Source organism: Nitrosomonas sp. (assembly GCF_020852615.1).
In the GTDB taxonomy this organism is placed as follows: domain Bacteria; phylum Pseudomonadota; class Gammaproteobacteria; order Burkholderiales; family Nitrosomonadaceae; genus Nitrosomonas.
The window spans coordinates 1-15,500 of record NZ_JADZAJ010000020.1; the positions used below are offsets into that span (position 1 = coordinate 1).

Annotated in this window: 13 protein-coding genes and 1 pseudogene; 2 read left to right on the forward strand and 12 right to left on the reverse strand. The window is 53.5% G+C overall.

Going from position 1 to position 15,500, the window contains the following annotated elements; all coding sequences use genetic code 11:
* From IT527_RS04090 to IT527_RS04115, 6 genes and pseudogenes are all read right to left on the reverse strand, one after another.
* Window positions 1–839: pseudogene (locus tag IT527_RS04090) on the reverse strand (protein norD); the annotation flags it as partial.
* A gap of 5 nt (window positions 840–844) precedes the next feature.
* A complete protein-coding gene (locus IT527_RS04095) occupies window positions 845–1,621 on the reverse strand; it encodes a CbbQ/NirQ/NorQ/GpvN family protein (protein ID WP_292967048.1) in 777 nt (258 codons plus the stop codon).
* Between the two features lie 61 nt (window positions 1,622–1,682).
* Window positions 1,683–3,029, reverse strand: coding sequence for a cbb3-type cytochrome c oxidase subunit I (locus IT527_RS04100; protein ID WP_292966931.1), 1,347 nt, complete (start codon window positions 3,027–3,029; stop codon window positions 1,683–1,685).
* Between the two features lie 39 nt (window positions 3,030–3,068).
* Window positions 3,069–3,521 carry a cytochrome c gene (locus IT527_RS04105; RefSeq protein WP_292966934.1) on the reverse strand — a complete coding sequence of 151 codons (453 nt, stop codon included), beginning with the start codon at window positions 3,519–3,521 and terminating at the stop codon, window positions 3,069–3,071.
* 226 nt (window positions 3,522–3,747) lie between these two features.
* Window positions 3,748–4,698, reverse strand: a complete 951-nt coding sequence (locus IT527_RS04110) for a ribonuclease T (protein ID WP_292966937.1) — start codon at window positions 4,696–4,698, stop codon at window positions 3,748–3,750.
* Between the two features lie 194 nt (window positions 4,699–4,892).
* The gene (locus tag IT527_RS04115) at window positions 4,893–6,386 is read right to left on the reverse strand and encodes an FMN-binding glutamate synthase family protein (protein WP_292966940.1); all 1,494 of its coding nucleotides are present in this window, start codon (window positions 6,384–6,386) and stop codon (window positions 4,893–4,895) included.
* 45 nt (window positions 6,387–6,431) lie between these two features.
* On the opposite strand from IT527_RS04115, the gene nadC reads away from it, so the two are divergent.
* Window positions 6,432–7,280, forward strand: a complete 849-nt coding sequence (nadC, locus tag IT527_RS04120; RefSeq protein ID WP_292966943.1) for a carboxylating nicotinate-nucleotide diphosphorylase — start codon at window positions 6,432–6,434, stop codon at window positions 7,278–7,280.
* 52 nt (window positions 7,281–7,332) lie between these two features.
* On the opposite strand, the gene IT527_RS04125 is transcribed toward nadC, so the two are convergent.
* The 6 genes from IT527_RS04125 to fliF all read right to left on the reverse strand — a co-directional run bounded on the left by IT527_RS04125 (window position 7,333) and on the right by fliF (window position 13,902).
* The gene (locus IT527_RS04125; RefSeq protein WP_292966945.1) at window positions 7,333–8,508 is read right to left on the reverse strand and encodes a flagellar hook-length control protein FliK; all 1,176 of its coding nucleotides are present in this window, start codon (window positions 8,506–8,508) and stop codon (window positions 7,333–7,335) included.
* 57 nt (window positions 8,509–8,565) lie between these two features.
* The gene (gene fliJ, locus IT527_RS04130) at window positions 8,566–9,018 is read right to left on the reverse strand and encodes a flagellar export protein FliJ (RefSeq protein ID WP_292966948.1); all 453 of its coding nucleotides are present in this window, start codon (window positions 9,016–9,018) and stop codon (window positions 8,566–8,568) included.
* Between the two features lie 9 nt (window positions 9,019–9,027).
* Window positions 9,028–10,434: a flagellar protein export ATPase FliI gene (gene fliI / locus IT527_RS04135; protein ID WP_292966951.1), complete on the reverse strand. Its 1,407-nt coding sequence runs from the start codon at window positions 10,432–10,434 to the stop codon at window positions 9,028–9,030.
* 21 nt (window positions 10,435–10,455) lie between these two features.
* Complete coding sequence (locus IT527_RS04140; protein ID WP_292966953.1) at window positions 10,456–11,175, reverse strand: flagellar assembly protein FliH; 720 nt, start codon at window positions 11,173–11,175, stop codon at window positions 10,456–10,458.
* 86 nt (window positions 11,176–11,261) lie between these two features.
* Window positions 11,262–12,257, reverse strand: a complete 996-nt coding sequence (fliG, locus tag IT527_RS04145; protein ID WP_292966955.1) for a flagellar motor switch protein FliG — start codon at window positions 12,255–12,257, stop codon at window positions 11,262–11,264.
* Window positions 12,250–13,902, reverse strand: a complete 1,653-nt coding sequence (fliF, locus tag IT527_RS04150; RefSeq protein ID WP_292966958.1) for a flagellar basal-body MS-ring/collar protein FliF — start codon at window positions 13,900–13,902, stop codon at window positions 12,250–12,252. The genes fliG and fliF overlap by 8 nt, the downstream gene beginning before the upstream one ends.
* A 232-nt stretch (window positions 13,903–14,134) precedes the next feature.
* Between fliF and IT527_RS04155 the strand changes: the two genes are divergently transcribed.
* On the forward strand, window positions 14,135–15,334 hold the full coding sequence (locus tag IT527_RS04155; RefSeq protein WP_292966960.1) for an ATP-binding protein: 1,200 nt from the start codon (window positions 14,135–14,137) through the stop codon (window positions 15,332–15,334).
* Window positions 15,335–15,500 lie beyond the last annotated feature (166 nt).

Here is a 15,500-nt window from a genome sequence, read left to right on the forward strand (position 1 = left end):
CTCTGGTCGAATTTTCCCCGTCTGGCTTTTTTTCTGCGCTTATCTTCCTGCTGAGGTGCCGGATTTGCATGATCCGTATCTGCAGGCATGGCTCGATCAGTACTTCGCTGCGATGAGCCCGACTGAATAATTCCCCATAATGGTACCGGCAGGAACGGGCGATACCCTGTATCTGCCTGCAGTCCTTCCAGATCGGGTTCGGGCTGCCGGATGCGCGCGAGCAGACTGGTTATTGCCGGATCGGTGCATCGCTGTCCAAGCAGGGTAAGGACGATTGCTTCTACCGTCTGTTCCTGCGTCGGCAGCGGGCGGTGTAAACGCGATGACAGCATGTGGGTGCACAGTGTCCGGTAAATTTTTTCCAGTCCGGGATAGTGTTTGCAAACATGGCGGCTGATCTGATCAGCGTGGTGAAGAAAAATGAGATCCGCTTGCAGCGGGTCATTCGGGAATGAGGCGGGTGTGGATTTCGGGGCCGATGCAAAAAAAGCAGCCAGCCAGAAATAGCACTGCCGGTTGAGTGATGCTGCCGGGAACAGGCTGATTTCAGCCGGCAGTAATAAGCGCTCCGGATCCAGCACTGCCAGCGGTAGTTTTTCCGTATCACTGCCCAGGCGTTGTTTCAGTTTTCTGCGGTGGCGGGACAGTTGCGGCATGCCGGCAACCAATGGCAGCGTATGGCTGCCACCCATGCCATGAAAGAATGTGCATAGCGAAGCATATACAGATTCGAGTGAAACGGCTGCTGATGGATAGTCCGGAAAGCTGCTCTCAGCCCGGCTGACCAGCCGGTGCCAGAAACGGCCGATCTGTTCTTCCAGTTCCAGCCATTGCCACATGGTATTCAGCCGAAAGTGGCGCGGACCAGTTCAAATAACCCTCGCTGGATTTCCGGCTCATCGCTCAGCGGTTCGATCAATGCCGCCTGTGCCGCCTGACAGGGATCCAGCCCGGCGGCCATCAGCGTGGCGCAATACACCAGCAAGCGGGTGGAAACACTTTCTTCCAGATCCGCTTCTTTCAGCAATCGCAGTTGTGTCGCCAGATTGACCAGCGCGGTACAGCGATCCCTGGTCAGGCCACTTTCGCTGGCAATGATGTCCAGCTCGATTTCCGGTGGCGGGAAATCAAATGACAGAGCAATGAACCGTTGTCGTGTGCTGGGTTTGAGGGCTTTCAGAATATTCTGATAACCCGGATTGTAGGACACCACCAGCATGAAGGTATCCGGCGCCTGCAGCGTTTCGCCGGTACGCTCCAGCGGCAGCATGCGCCGGTCATCGGTGAGCGGATGCAGTACCACCGTCACATCCTTGCGTGCTTCCACAATTTCATCCAGATAGCAGATACCTCCCTCACGGATGGCGCGGGTCAGCGGGCCGTCCACCCATACCGTTTCTCCGCCCTTGATCAGAAAACGCCCGGTGAGATCAGCTGCGGTGAGGTCGTCATGGCAGGATACGGTAAACAGCGGCCGCTGCAGCCGTGCGGCCATGTGAGTGACAAAGCGGGTTTTGCCACAACCGGTCGGCCCTTTCAGCAGCAGTGGCAACCGTCGCTGCCAGGCGGTTTCAAACAGTTCGCACTCATTGCCGACCGGTACATAGAAAGGTAACTCCATCGTCACCGAAGTCACAGGAATCCCCTTGGAATACCCGGTAAGCCGGGCTCTGATACAGGTGTCATTTGATGGCCGGCTGCAGTGTGGCTGATGGTGAAACCTGTTTCGAGGCAGGTCCCAGCGCCGCATAAAGATACACCAGCGCTCCGACAAGAAACACGGCACCGGCAAGCAGTCGCATCCAGTAGAACAGACCCAGCTGCTGCTGAATTTCCATGAATCCCATACCTACCACCCGTTGCAGGTGGGTTTGCAGCACACCGGCAAAAGTCAGGGTGAAGGTCATGAACGCCATGGCGGCCGTCATCACCCAGAAACTCCACATGTTCAGAATCTGGTTATACGGCTGTACGTTGCGCAGCTGGGGCAGGGCATAGGTAAAGAAAGCCAGATTGAGCATGACATAGGCACCATAGAACGCCATGTGCCCGTGGGCGGCAGTAATTTGTGTGCCGTGGCTGTAAAAATTCACGGGTGAGAAGCTGTGCAGCAATCCCCATATCCCGGCACCGAAAAAAGCCATGACCGGACAACCCAGACTCCAGAGCATGGCTGCCTTGTTGGGATGATTGCGCCCGCTGCGGTATACCATGTGGAAACACCACAGCACCATGGCAAAGAACGGCATCACTTCCAGTACTGAAAACAGGCTGCCAATCCACTGCCAGTAGCCGGGGGTGCCAATCCAGTAGTAGTGATGGCCGGTACCCAGCAGTCCGCTGAACAATGCCAGCCCGACGACCACATACAGCCATTTTTCAATCACTTCACGATCCACACCGGTCATCTTGATCAGAAGAAAGGCAAGCATGGATGCCATGATCAGTTCCCATACTCCTTCTACCCAGACGTGGACCACATACCACCAGTACATTTTATCGAGTGCAAGGTTGCTGGGATTATAGAAGGCGAACAGGAACAGCAGCGCTGCACCCCACATGCCGAGCAGCAGTATCGTCGTTACTACCGTTTTACGCCCTTTCAGCACTGTCATGGAGACGTTGTAGAGAAACAGCAGAAACGCGATTACCAGCAATACCTTGATCCATAACGGCTGTTCGAGAAATTCCCGTCCCTCATGAATCCCTGACAGGTAACTCACCACAGCAGACAGCGCGGCGAAAACGAAAATAAATAACTGCAGCCAGGCAACCCTGGGACTGTGGATGTCGCGCTCACTTTCTTCGGGAATCAGGAAATAGGCTGCACCGAAATAACCCAGCAACAGCCATACCAGCAGAGCGTTGGTGTGAATCATCCTGATGATATGAAACGGCAGGCTCTCCGACAGAAAGTTGGGTATGGCATAAATGCTGCCGGCCAGCACACCGGCCAGCACCTGAACCAGGAACAGTGATAGTGCCGCGATGAAATACGGATAAGCCAGTTTCTGAGTTGCATACTTCATAAATGTTCTCCTTTGGATGGAATGGTTCAGAGGGGGAAATCAGCCTGCTGTATTAGGTGGCCACCCTTGTGTATTGATACGGCTTGTCCATTCAAAAAAATCGATCAGATCATCGAGTTCCTGCTCGCTCAGATTGAACTGCGGCATCTGGCGTCGCCCCGGTACACGGGTCGGCTGGGCCCGCATCCACGCTTTCAGGCCCATTCTGGCGCCTTCCGGATGATCACGCCCGCCATAGCGTACCCACACGTTGCCCAGCTCCGGAGCAAAATAAGCGCCTTCGCCCAGCAGCGAATGGCAGTTGATGCAGGCATTGCGTTCCCACACATGCTTTCCCCGGGCGACAGATTCAGTCAGGGTTGATTCATCTGTCGAAGTGTTGACGATATAAAAATGGGTATGAATGGAGAGCGCGATGAAAAGGATTACAAAGAAAGCTGTCCCTCCGTAAAAAATATTGCGAGCCGCTGATTTGGTAAGTCTTTCACTCATTATTTTCCCCTTGTTATATATTTTTCAGATGGTTGCGAAACGCGACCGGAGCGGCTGAATTTTTCATATAAGCCGATATGATGTCCTTATATTATTTTTGCATATCTTGTCTGATGGATTGCCGGCGCACAAGTGATTCCTGTATGGAAATAAAACTATTTTTATGGAATCCGGAAAAGTAGCCTGATTGATCCGGGCCGGCAGTACTGTGCGATTATCCGGATGATCACTGGCCAATGGCGTCAATCAGGAAGGCCTCCCCGCAATCTGATTCTGCTTGCAGGGGTGCTTCCGGTATCAGTTTTTCGAGATCAGTGCCATACGCCAGACTGATAGATAAATTCAGTCTGACTTCAATCAGCATGCCTTTGTCGCAGGTAAGGCTGATCCGGTCTTTGGCGGCGGGCCCCAGCACGGCAATGATCCGGCTGATGAAATCTTCGGTACGCACTTGCTGGCCAATCTTTCGATTCATGAAGTAAGCCATGCCGGCATCGTTAAATTGCCGGGTGAGGTCAGTTGCCAGATCGAAATAGCTTTCCATTGACCAGCGGGAGCAGGTGCCGTGTTTGTGCCATTCGTGACGTTCCAGACAGGAGCCTGCGTTTACGCTCGGCATCACTTCAGCCAGAGAAGCTTGGGAATCCGTATCAAGTGTCACTGCCGGATAATCACAAAAATCAGTTTTCTGGTTTTTGATTTCTCCGCAGAAACCATAATGAGTGCCGCAATTTTTTTTGTTGGGCCACAGACCATGCAGTGTGAAATGCCTGGCCTGATAGGCTCCGGGATCAGTGATCCTGCACTCGGCTTTGTCAGGCCTGGTTTCGCAGAACGCAGGCTGCCATGACAATGCCAGAACATAGCTGTCAGCCTGTCCGGCAATACGGCAGCTGTCGCCATTATTGTCGCTATGACTGCCATCACTTAATCGGGCTTCACCGCAACCGGCATTGACCCAGCGTTCTTTCGGACTGGCTGTGGGTACGGTTATCCGGTACCAGGCCGGATTGCCGGCGGGTAGAAGTTCGATAATGTTGTACTTGTAACCCGGTTGGATGCGTGCATTATCCGGGTTGGTTGATTTGTTTTTGGAGACAAAAGCCGGGCAGGTTTGTCTGGCGGTAAATTCACCTGAAGCCTTTTCCGCCCATGCAGGCTGAAAACAGGTAAGCACCAAAATGATCAGAAACAGACGTAGAGCCCTATTTTTTACGAGGGGTATCACAATTTTCTCTCTGGCTGATAATGGGTTACAAGGCTGGCGTTATTTCCAGCCGCTATGCGGCAGTCATTTTATGTGAAGCAAGATGGTGATTGTGCAATGATCGGGCGGAAACCTGAAAACAGTAAGCAGGTTGAAATAATGTTTTATACGTGTCTGGCCGGTTTTATTTCCGGGTACGGGTGCAGTATGTTCAGTGCAACACTCTTGCCGGCTGTTTCAACGATGCGTATGTGTTCCCGGCGCAGTTCGCGGGCGTGCTGCAATCCGCAGGAGTGGGCGATCATGTCAATTTCGTGATTGAAGTTGGTGGCGTAATTGGCTACCCGCAGATATTTTTCTTCCACTACCAGGCCGCGCTGCAGACGCGGGTTATGCGTGGTGATACCGGTTGGGCATGTGTTCAGGTGACAGCGCATGGCCTGGATACATCCCAGGGAAAACATGAATCCGCGTGCAGTATTGACAAAATCCGCACCTACACATAACGCCCATGCGCCCTGTGCGGAAGTCACCAGTTTTCCCGCTGCGATGACGCGGATACGCTGTTTCAGATCAGATTCAATCAGGGAGTCAATGACGCGTGGCAATGCTTCGGTAATTGGTAGCCCTGCGTGGTCGATCAGTGTTTGCGGCGCGGCGCCGCTGCCACCTTCCCCGCCATCAATCGTCAGGAAATCAGGCGCATATTCCAGACCGCGGCGCAGGATGGCATCACACAGCTCGTTGATGAAATGCCAGCCGCCAATGGCTGTTTTGACACCAACCGGCCGCCCGGTCAGTTCCCGGATAAAAGCTACCTGATCCAGTAATTCATCAATATTGCCAATGTCGTGATGCCGGTTTGGGCTGATGGAATCCTGCCAGGGCGGAATGCCCCGAATGGCAGCTATTTCCGGATTGACTTTGGAAGCGGGCAGCATGCCGCCTTTGCCCGGTTTGGCTCCCTGAGAAAGCTTGATTTCGAATGCGCTGACAGATTGAGCGATTTCACGGGCACGGGCGGCAGAAAAATTTCCCTGCATATCCCGAATACCATATTTGGCTGTACCGATCTGCATGATGCGATCACATTCCCCTTCCAGATGGCAGGGGGCCAGTCCGCCTTCACCTGTGTTCAGCCAGCAGCCTGCTTTGGCTGCACCGAGTGACAGGGCGCGCACCGCCGGTATGGAAATGGCACCATAACTCATGGCGCTGATATTGATGATGGAGCGTGCCAGGAAGGGCTGGTCACAGTAGCCTTCGCCAATGGCCAGAGCCGGGGTGGGCAGCTGATCTTCTTCCAGGATAGGGAAAGCAGCATTGACGAAAATGAATGCACCGGGCTCGCGTAAATCGTAAGTGGAACCGAAACCGACAGTGCCGCCCTTGTTTTTGGCATTTTTATATACCCAGCGGCGGGTGGCGCGGTTGAATGGCATTTCATCACGGTCACCGGAGAACAGGTACTGACGGAAATATTTTCCCTGAATTTCGAAAAAATAGCGTAACCGCCCGATAATGGGATAATTACGCAGTATGGTGTGTTTTTCCTGGGTGGCATCACGAATGAAAAAAGTCACGACAGTACCAGCGACGATCAATCCGAGAAGGGTTCCGATACCGTTGAGAATCAGGCTAAACAGGCCGTCCGGCATAGTTTTTCCGTATTTTTGAGATAGTAAAAGGGCTGAGTTTGAAGCATGTTGCAGCATGAAGCAATGAGTGACCAGGTGCGCTTCGCACTGGCAGAAGATGTTGGTACGGGTGATTTAACAGCGTCCCTCATCCCGGCCGGGAAATGCCTGGACGCCCGGGTGGTTGCCCGGGAATCTGTCGTGGTTTGCGGTATGCCATGGTTTGAAGAAAGTTTTCACCAGTTGTCGTCTTCCATCAGGATTGACTGGCACGTGAAGGAAGGGCAGCAGGTTAATGGCGATCAGATTTTGTGTGTGCTCAGAGGGGATGCCCGGGCACTGCTGACTGGAGAGCGCACTGCCCTGAATTTCCTGCAGATGCTTTCTGCTGTGGCGACCCGTACCCGACGGTTTGTTGACGTGGTTGAGGGCACCGGAGCACAGATTGTCGATACCCGTAAAACGCTGCCCGGGTTACGTCTTGCACAAAAATATGCGGTACGGTGCGGGGGGGGAGTTAACCATCGTACCGGGCTCTATGATGGCATCCTGATCAAGGAAAACCATATTATTGCAGCCGGCAGTATTGAGGCTGCCCTGCACAAGGCTGCTGAAATTGTTCCGCCTGGCGTGTTTGTCCAGATCGAGGTGGAAACACAGGATGAGCTGGTGCAGGCTCTGTCTGCCGGGGCGCGTATGGTCCTGCTGGATAACTTTGATCTGCCCGGCCTGCGGGATGCAGTCACTTTTAACCGGCAGTTTCCGGGCGGGCCTGCTGTGCTTGAAGCCTCCGGTAACGTAACGCTTGGTACAGTGCGGGCGATTGCTGAAACAGGGGTGGATCGGATTTCAATCGGCAGCCTGACCAAGGATATACAGGCAGCCGATTTGTCGATGCGTTTCCAGTCCGGATAATTCTGGAAAGCACGCAATCCAGTCGGGCGGGATGCGTGCGACGATTCCCTGACTACGCAAACGTATCAATAATGCCCGCATGCCTGATGATCTGCCGGGCTGACGTTTGCGAGCCGGCTGAATCGTAGCGGAAATGACCACGGCCATTTTCTGCCGGGTGGCGGGGTGTTTGCTGTCCGTTTTCTGCCTGCTGTCCGGGAGTATCTGCACTGACTGAGGTATCCGTCAGCGTGATGCCGTTTTCTGCCATGATCTCGCGCAATCTTGGCAGATTGGCTTCGATGGCATCACGTACCCCCGCGTGATGGGAAATAAAATGGGCGGTCAGTTGCTGATCAGCCGAAATCTGTAACGAAATTTCTATCGGGCCAAGATGAGCGGGGTGCAGTTTCAGCTCCGCCGCCTGCATTCGCTGTGTGGCCAGCCAGGTGATTTTCCGGCCAAACTCTTCCGGCCAGTCCGGGTGTCCGAATTCTGCGGCAACTGCCGGGGAATCTTTCGTGGTGCTGTCTGTGGAATCAATAAGTGGCGTACCGCTGGCATGAACAGCTGCAGGAGTCGCGGCAGATGGCAGGATTTTGCCGCTGTCGGCAAAATTTGCCGTATCCGTTGTCTGATTATTGGCCAGGTCCGGTAATGTCCCGTTTGGGCCGGATATATCCAAACCTTGCTGAAAATGTACTTCGACAGGTCCGGGGCGGGCGGGGCCAGGGCGTTCGTTTGCCGGTGTGAGCATGGTGGTACTTGCACCGCTGTTTCCGGGGGTTGGCTGCAACAGGGCGGGAGTACGCTGCGCAAAATCCCCGGGGGCGAATGGCGGATTTGCCGGTATTGCTGCCGGTAACGGGGTATCTCCAGCGGATATGTCGGGCGTATCTGCTGCCGGGTAACCGGTATCGGGTGCCAGATTTGCGGATAACATGGATAACAGCTCTTCTGGCGCTGCTTCAGGAACGGGCCGGGGCTCACTGACGGGGGCGGTCATCATGCTGATCATGAGTGAATCGGCGGGTAACGCAAGCACCGGATTCTCGGCATCGGTATCATCTTTAACGTCCGGAGCTTCTCCCGCCATGCGGGTCAGAATGTTGCCAAAAACCTGGCCAAAGACTGGTTCGGCAGGTTGTCCGGTAGTATCAGGGCTGGCAGCGCCCGGTAAAAGCGTTGTCATGGGGTCGCTGGTTGCAGCGGGCAAACCGGGGCTGGAGATGGCTGGCAGATTTGGCATGGCGCTCCTTAGAGGGGTTGGTTTCTGTATAACAGATACCAAGCAGTTTCTATGCCATTAATTTTCGTTTCTTTGCTGTTTGCTGAAGGCATGGGCGGTATGTTCATCCAGCCGACCCTGTTCCTGTTTCTGTAAACAGGATTGATGGCGGAGTTTGGCGCGCTGTGACAAGGTATCGTAGGACTTCAGCTTTTTCCGGTGGGCGTGGTATTGCATGTTTCCCGCCTCTGTATGCTGCTGTGTCATTGCGACGAGTTTTTGCTGAGCGTGAATGGCTGTGTCAAGTTTGCTGATAAATGCCTTGAAATTACGCCATTCAACCGGGCTGATACCATTACCGGCAGATTCCAGAAATTGTGTCTGGTAATTTTCACGGTACTCAACCAGCAGTTGTAAGGTTTTTTCAGCCTCCTGCTGCTTAAGATTCAGTTTTCCCAGGTTGATGGCGGCATCGTCTGTCTGCCTGTGAGCGTGGTCGAGCAGCAGCTTGAGTGAACGGGGGGTGGCCATTTGTTACATTCAGAGCCTGATGGCGGAGAGTTTTTTCATACTGTCAGCATAGCCTTCCTGTTCAAACATGCCTTGCTGCAAAAATGACTCAAGTGTCGGGTAAAGTTCAATAGCCTGGTCGAGTTGCGGATCGGTCCCGCTCACATAAGCCCCCACGCTGATCAGGTCATGGCTGCGCTGATAACGGGAATACAGCGTTTTGAAGCGCTGTGCCTGGTTGAGCTGCTCGCGTGTTACCAGACTGGACATGACGCGGCTGATGGAAGATTCGATATCGATTGCCGGGTAATGGCCTGCTTCGGCCAGTCGCCTTGAAAGTACGATGTGGCCGTCGAGAATGGCGCGAGCATTGTCAGCAATGGGGTCATTCGGATCATCGTTTTCAGTCAGTACCGTATAAAAGGCCGTAATTGATCCGCTGCCTCGCCGGCCGTTGCCGGCACGTTCCACCAGTTGCGGTAACCGGGCAAATACGGAGGGAGGATAGCCCTTGGTGGCGGGTGGTTCGCCAATGGCGAGTGAAATTTCCCGCTGCGCCATGGCAAAGCGGGTGAGGGAATCCATAATCAGCAGAACATGCCTGCCTTCATCCCGGAAATATTCAGCAATCGCAGTGGCGTAGGCAGCACCGTGCAACCGCATTAATGGTGATGTATCAGCCGGCGCGGCGACCACGACCGAGCGCGCCAGTCCCTCCTCACCCAGGATGGTTTCAATGAATTCCTGGACTTCGCGCCCCCGTTCGCCAATCAATGCCACTACAATAACATCCGCACTGGTGTAACGCGCCATCATGCCGAGCAAGACACTTTTTCCCACGCCGCTGCCGGCAAATAATCCCATGCGCTGGCCGCGACCTACGCTCAGCAGCGTGTTGATCGCACGGACACCGACATCCAGTATTTTTTCAATTGGAGCCCGCTCCAGCGGGTTAAATGGCCGACTGTACAGCGGCGCACTGTGCATGCAATGCAGCGGCCCGTAACGATCCAGTGGTTCGCCTGCTCCGTTTAACACGCGTCCCAGCAGCTCCGGGCCGACGCTGATATGTTTTGTCCGATCCGATACACGCCGGCGGGGGTGCTGAATGCTCCCGATACGCGGTGTTGCACCGGTATATTCGGCAGGAACGACTTTTGCGCCCGGAGTCAGTCCGTAAACATCACCAGAAGGCATGAGAAACAGCCGTTCTCCTGAAAACCCTACCACTTCTGCCGCGACGCTGTTTCCGTTGGGCAGGGAAACAATACAACTGGTACCCACAGCCAGCTTCAATCCAATGGCTTCCATCACCAGCCCGGCAACACGGGTCAGTGTGCCACTGACGAGAAAGGGGTTGACCGGTTCGACCAGCCGCTGGCAATTCTGGATAAAATCACGCCAGAGCGGGGTATGGGCTGACCTGGAAGTATTCAAAACAGCTTCTGCCTGGTGTGGTTAAATCAGCCAGGGTGAATCCTGGCCGATGGAAGCCAATGTGCGCTGCCAGCGGGTTGCCAGGGTTGCATCGACTTCGCAGCCACCGGATTCAATCCGGCATCCTCCCGGTTCGATCTGGTTATCTTCGTGGATATGCCACTTGGGATGTGCGGTGTGATTTTCCAGATGATTGCGGATACGTGCAGCATCATCGGGATGCAAGGTTAGCCGGACGGGCTGCGAGACGGCAGGCAGTTGACGCAAGGCATCTTCCACAACCGGAACAATCAGTTCGGGTTTGACCGTTAATGCCTGGCCGGTAATTTTTCTGGCAAGATCAATGGCCAGTGTCAGCAAATCCTGTGCCATGGTTTGATCCACCTGTGTCAATTCCTGTTCGATACGGGTAATCAGTGACTGCAACTGCAGGATTTCCACCTGGATTTCGTCCTCTGCCTGTGCCCTGCCTTCCTGATAACCCGTCGTTTTACCCTCTTCATAAGCCTGCTGATAAATCTGTTCGATCTGTTCAGCGGTAGGCAGGACGACAGGATCCTGTTCTGCTGTTTTTTGTACAGTCTGTATCGGGGTTGCGGATGGATTCTGAGACCCGGTTGCTGAAGCTGTTTTCTCCGGGAAAATGCTTCTTTGTCTGGGTTTAAGTGAATCAAGCGTGCCGAATTCCCATTTTTGCCAGGTGGAAAGCTCTTTTTTGGGAATTACATGTGCTGCTTCCATGGTATCTGGTTTCCTTGTTATGTTAGCGAAATGTCTGACGGGAATGACTGTCCGCTTCAATGCGGCTGGCGTTTTTCAGGAAGAGCTTAGACGAAACCGTCTCCTCCTTTTCCACCCAGCGCAATACGACCGTCATCGGCAAGCTGACGTAAAGCCTTGAGGATTTTTTTCTGTTCAGCTTCCACTTCGGAAACGCGAACAGGCCCTTTGCTTTCGAGATCTTCCCGCAGGGTTTCGGCGGCGCGCTGTGACATATTCCTGAAGATCTTGGTGCGTAATTCTTCCCTGGCACCTTTCAGTGCGGTAATGAGGGAATCAGACTGGATTTCCCGCAGCAGCAGCTGGATACCCTGGTCATCCACTTTCAGCAGATCGTCGAAGACGAACATTTCATCCATGATTTTCTGTGCAATTTCTTCATCGTACTGGGTAATGTTTTCAATAATGTTCGCTTCCAGATTGGTCGGCATAAAATTAAGAATTTCAGCCGTGGTGCGAATGCCGCCCATACGGGGTTTTTTGATACTGTCGGTACCTGACAGCAGCTTGCTTAGCACGTTATTTAATTCGCGTAACGCGATTGGCTGCACACTGTCCAGTGTCGCGATGCGCAGCAGGACATCATTGCGCAGCCGCTCAGTGAACAGGGCCAGGATCGCGCTGGACTGATCATGTTCCAGATGAACCAGAATCGTGGCAATAATCTGCGGATGTTCGTTTTTTATTAACTCGGCAGCAGATGCGGCATCCATCCATTTCAGGCTTTCGATACCACTGGTTTCATCGCCCTGGCTGATGCGGTCCAGCAGACTTGCCGCTTTTTCATCACCCAGTGCTTTGGTGAGAACGGTACGCAGATAGTCGAGTGCGCCCTGTCCCAGAGACGTTTTCCCTTCGGCCCGCTGGCAGAATTCTGCCAGTACGCTTTCAATGGTTTCCTGTCTGACATCGTTGAGAGCAGCCATGGTTTCGCTTAATTTCTGAACTTCTTTGGGGCCAAGATGGCGAAATACCTGGGAAGCCTCTTCTTCTCCCAGAGACATCAGTAAAATTGCACTTTTGAGTATGCCTTCGTCATTCATTGCCCGTCACCCATCCTTTTACAACATTAGCCACAATGGCCGGCTCAGTGGCGGCCAGCAGCCGCGCTCTTCCCAGATTCTCTTCCAGTGTCGGTGACCTGGCGATGTCGGCCTGTGTTCCTGCTGCGATCTGCTCCATCCCGTTTCTGACTGGTAATGCTGCAACCGGGGCTGGCGGCGGGGGAGGCAGCAGATTCCTGAGAAATGGCCGGAAGATTTTTTGCAGGAAGAACAGCAGAATCCCGGCGATCAGCAGTTGTTTACCAATATCTTTGGCGAACATTACGTTATCCGGATCTTTCCAGAGCGGGAGTGCTTCCACTTCATCTTCCTGCAGGTTGAACTGGCTGTTGGTTACGGTCAGCGTATCGCCACGTGCCTCATCGAAGCCGATGGTCTGTTTCACCAGGGCCGTAATTTTTTCGATTTCCTCGCCGGAAAGCGGTTCGTTTGCCGGAGTGCCTTCAGCATTCAGTCTGGTACGGTAATTGATCACCACTGCAGCAGAAAGCCGGTTGACCCGGCCGCCCCCCTGCCGGGTATGGGAAACAGTTTTATCTACTTCATAATTGGTCGTGGATTCTTTTCTGGTGTCAGTCGGTGTCGTTTTTGCCGCTGTTTCAGATGCCTGTTTGCCGGCCTCTATCGGGGCTTCAGCTGGTGCAGGAGGACGATTTGACAACGCACCGGGCACGCCTCCCTCAGGTTGTGAAACAGAGACTGACTCGGATTTCTGCTGACTGCGAACAGCTGCCGCTTCTGCCGGACTGTTGTTGGGTTTATAGACTTCTTCGGCCCGTTCGATACGGGAAAAATCAATATCTGCCGTCACTTGCGCATGGACATTGCCCTGACCGGTAATCGGGGTCAGTATCGCCTCGATACGGTGAATGAAATTCTGTTCCATGTCCTGCACATACTTGAGCTGACTCGGGTCAAGCCCGGTTTCTGTTTCATTATCTTTCTGGCCGCTCAACAGGTTGCCCTGCTGGTCGACAACGGTCACGTTCTTGACGGACAGCTCGGGAATACTGCTGGACACCAGGTGAACGATTGCACTGACCTGTTCGGCGCTCAGCACTCTGCCCGGGTACAGGTTCAGTAACACGGAAACCCTGGGCTGCGGGCGATCCCGGGTAAAAATACTTGGTTTGGCAATTGCCAGATGTACCCTTGCGCCCTGGACTGCGGACAGGGATTGAATTGAACGGGAAAGCTCTCCTTCCAGTGCCCGCTGGTAGTTGATCTGCTCCAGAAACTGGCTGGAGCCGAATTTCTGGTTTTCCAGAATCTCAAAACCGGACAGATTTCCCTTGGGCAACCCCTGGCCGGCCAGGCGCAGGCGAACTTCATGGATCTGCCTGGCGGGAATTAGAATCGATCCGCCGCTTTCACTGAACTGGTACGGCACATTCATTTTCTGCAGAGCATCGATGATCGCGCCACCTTCCTGATCTGACAGACTGGCATAAAGAACGCGATAATCCGGGGTCTGGCTCCACAGCCAGGTGCCGGCAACCAGCGCAATCACGGCTGCAGCCGCTACCATCAGACCCAGTTTTTTCTGGGTTGGCAGCTGTTTGATTTTATCCAGTCGACTGGATGTCTTTTTTTCTGCCTGGATTTCTTCCTGGACGGTTGCCATAAAGAACTACCTCCTGCCTTGTTTGCCTGGATTTACGAAGCCCGATGAGTATTTCAATTTGTTCTGGTTTGTCATTTGAATAATTTGCCGGGTTCTGCGGATACCGGAATTATCGGGATATTTATTGCACCTGAATTCCTGAAAAGAGAACGTTTGGCGGTGTTATTTCACCGATGGCTGGCGCGGAATGAGGTGCTAAGCTGCGCAACATCGAAATCGGGAATATTTCTCCATGAAAACAGAAGCTGGCGTTATGCCACCGGCAGATCATGAAGAGCTTCGGCATGCCTTTGCTGTATTCAGTCAGGCTTCCAGTCAGCTTTCCGTGGTGTATCGCGAATTGCAGCAGCAGGTAACCCGGTTAACTGAAGAACTGGCGCTGGCGAACGGGGAATTACAGCGCGAGCTGGCCGCCAAAGAGGCGCTGTCACAACAGCTCGGGCAGTTGCTGACAGCATTGCCTGGCGGAGTTGTCGTGCTGGAGCATCAAAACCGTATCAGCCGGGTGAATCCGGCGGCAATCCGTTTGCTGGGAGAACCGTTGCTGGGAATGCTGTGGCAGCAGATAGTGCGGGAGCGCCTGCAGCCTACCAGTGTTACTGGTGAATGGCTCGTGGGAAGAAAAATGCAATCTGCGTTCTGTGCGCGCCGGATCTATATTGAGAGCAGTGTCTCGGAAATGACCGGGGAGAGTATTTTACTGCTCCACGACATGACAGAAGCTTATGCGTTGCGTGAGCAAAATCGCCGTAACCAGAGGCTTGCCGCAATGGGCGAGATGGCTGCGGGGCTGGCGCACCAGTTGCGTACACCGTTATCCACTGCCTTGTTATATGCCGGGCATTTAAGCGGAGATGCACTTAATCATGAGGAAAGGAAAAACTTTGCCGTTAAAACGATTGAGCGTCTTCATCATTTAGAGCACCTGATCCGTAACATGCTTCAATTTGTGAAAGGCGGGCCGGTGTCGGCCGGGCATGTGGCGCTGTCAGCACTGCTGAGAAATCTGCAGCAGGTAATGGCACCCCAGGTACAGCAGCGTAATCTCAGGCTTGTTGTTCAGGACAACAGCAGAGGGGTGAGCCTGAATGTGGATCATGAGGCGCTGAGCAATGCCGTGATGAATCTGCTGGATAACGCAGTACAGGTTTCGCCTGCAGACGGTGTCATTACACTGGTTTGTGAGGTAACAGCAGATAAGGCAAGGCTGATGGTGAGTGATGAGGGTCCGGGGATAGATCCTGATCTGCACGAACAGGTATTCGAGCCCTTTTTTACGACCCGGACAGAAGGAACAGGTTTGGGGCTGGCGATCGTGCATAACCTGATCCGGTCAATGCATGGTGAAATCCGGATTGATCCGGCTCCGGGCGGCGGTACCTGTTTTACGATTACTTTGCCCAGGGTTATGGAAGGCTATGGAAGAAATTAAGTAATTAAGTCTGAAACGTATTGCTGAAAACCGGTAACTGGTTTTTCAGGCGGGCTGCGGTGTCGTGTGTTGTTTATTGTGCCGCCTGTCTTTGCAGAAATACCCTGAAAATAAATTCGTCACATTTGATAAATCCGAAACAGCAGAAAAATGAGGATAAATAAGA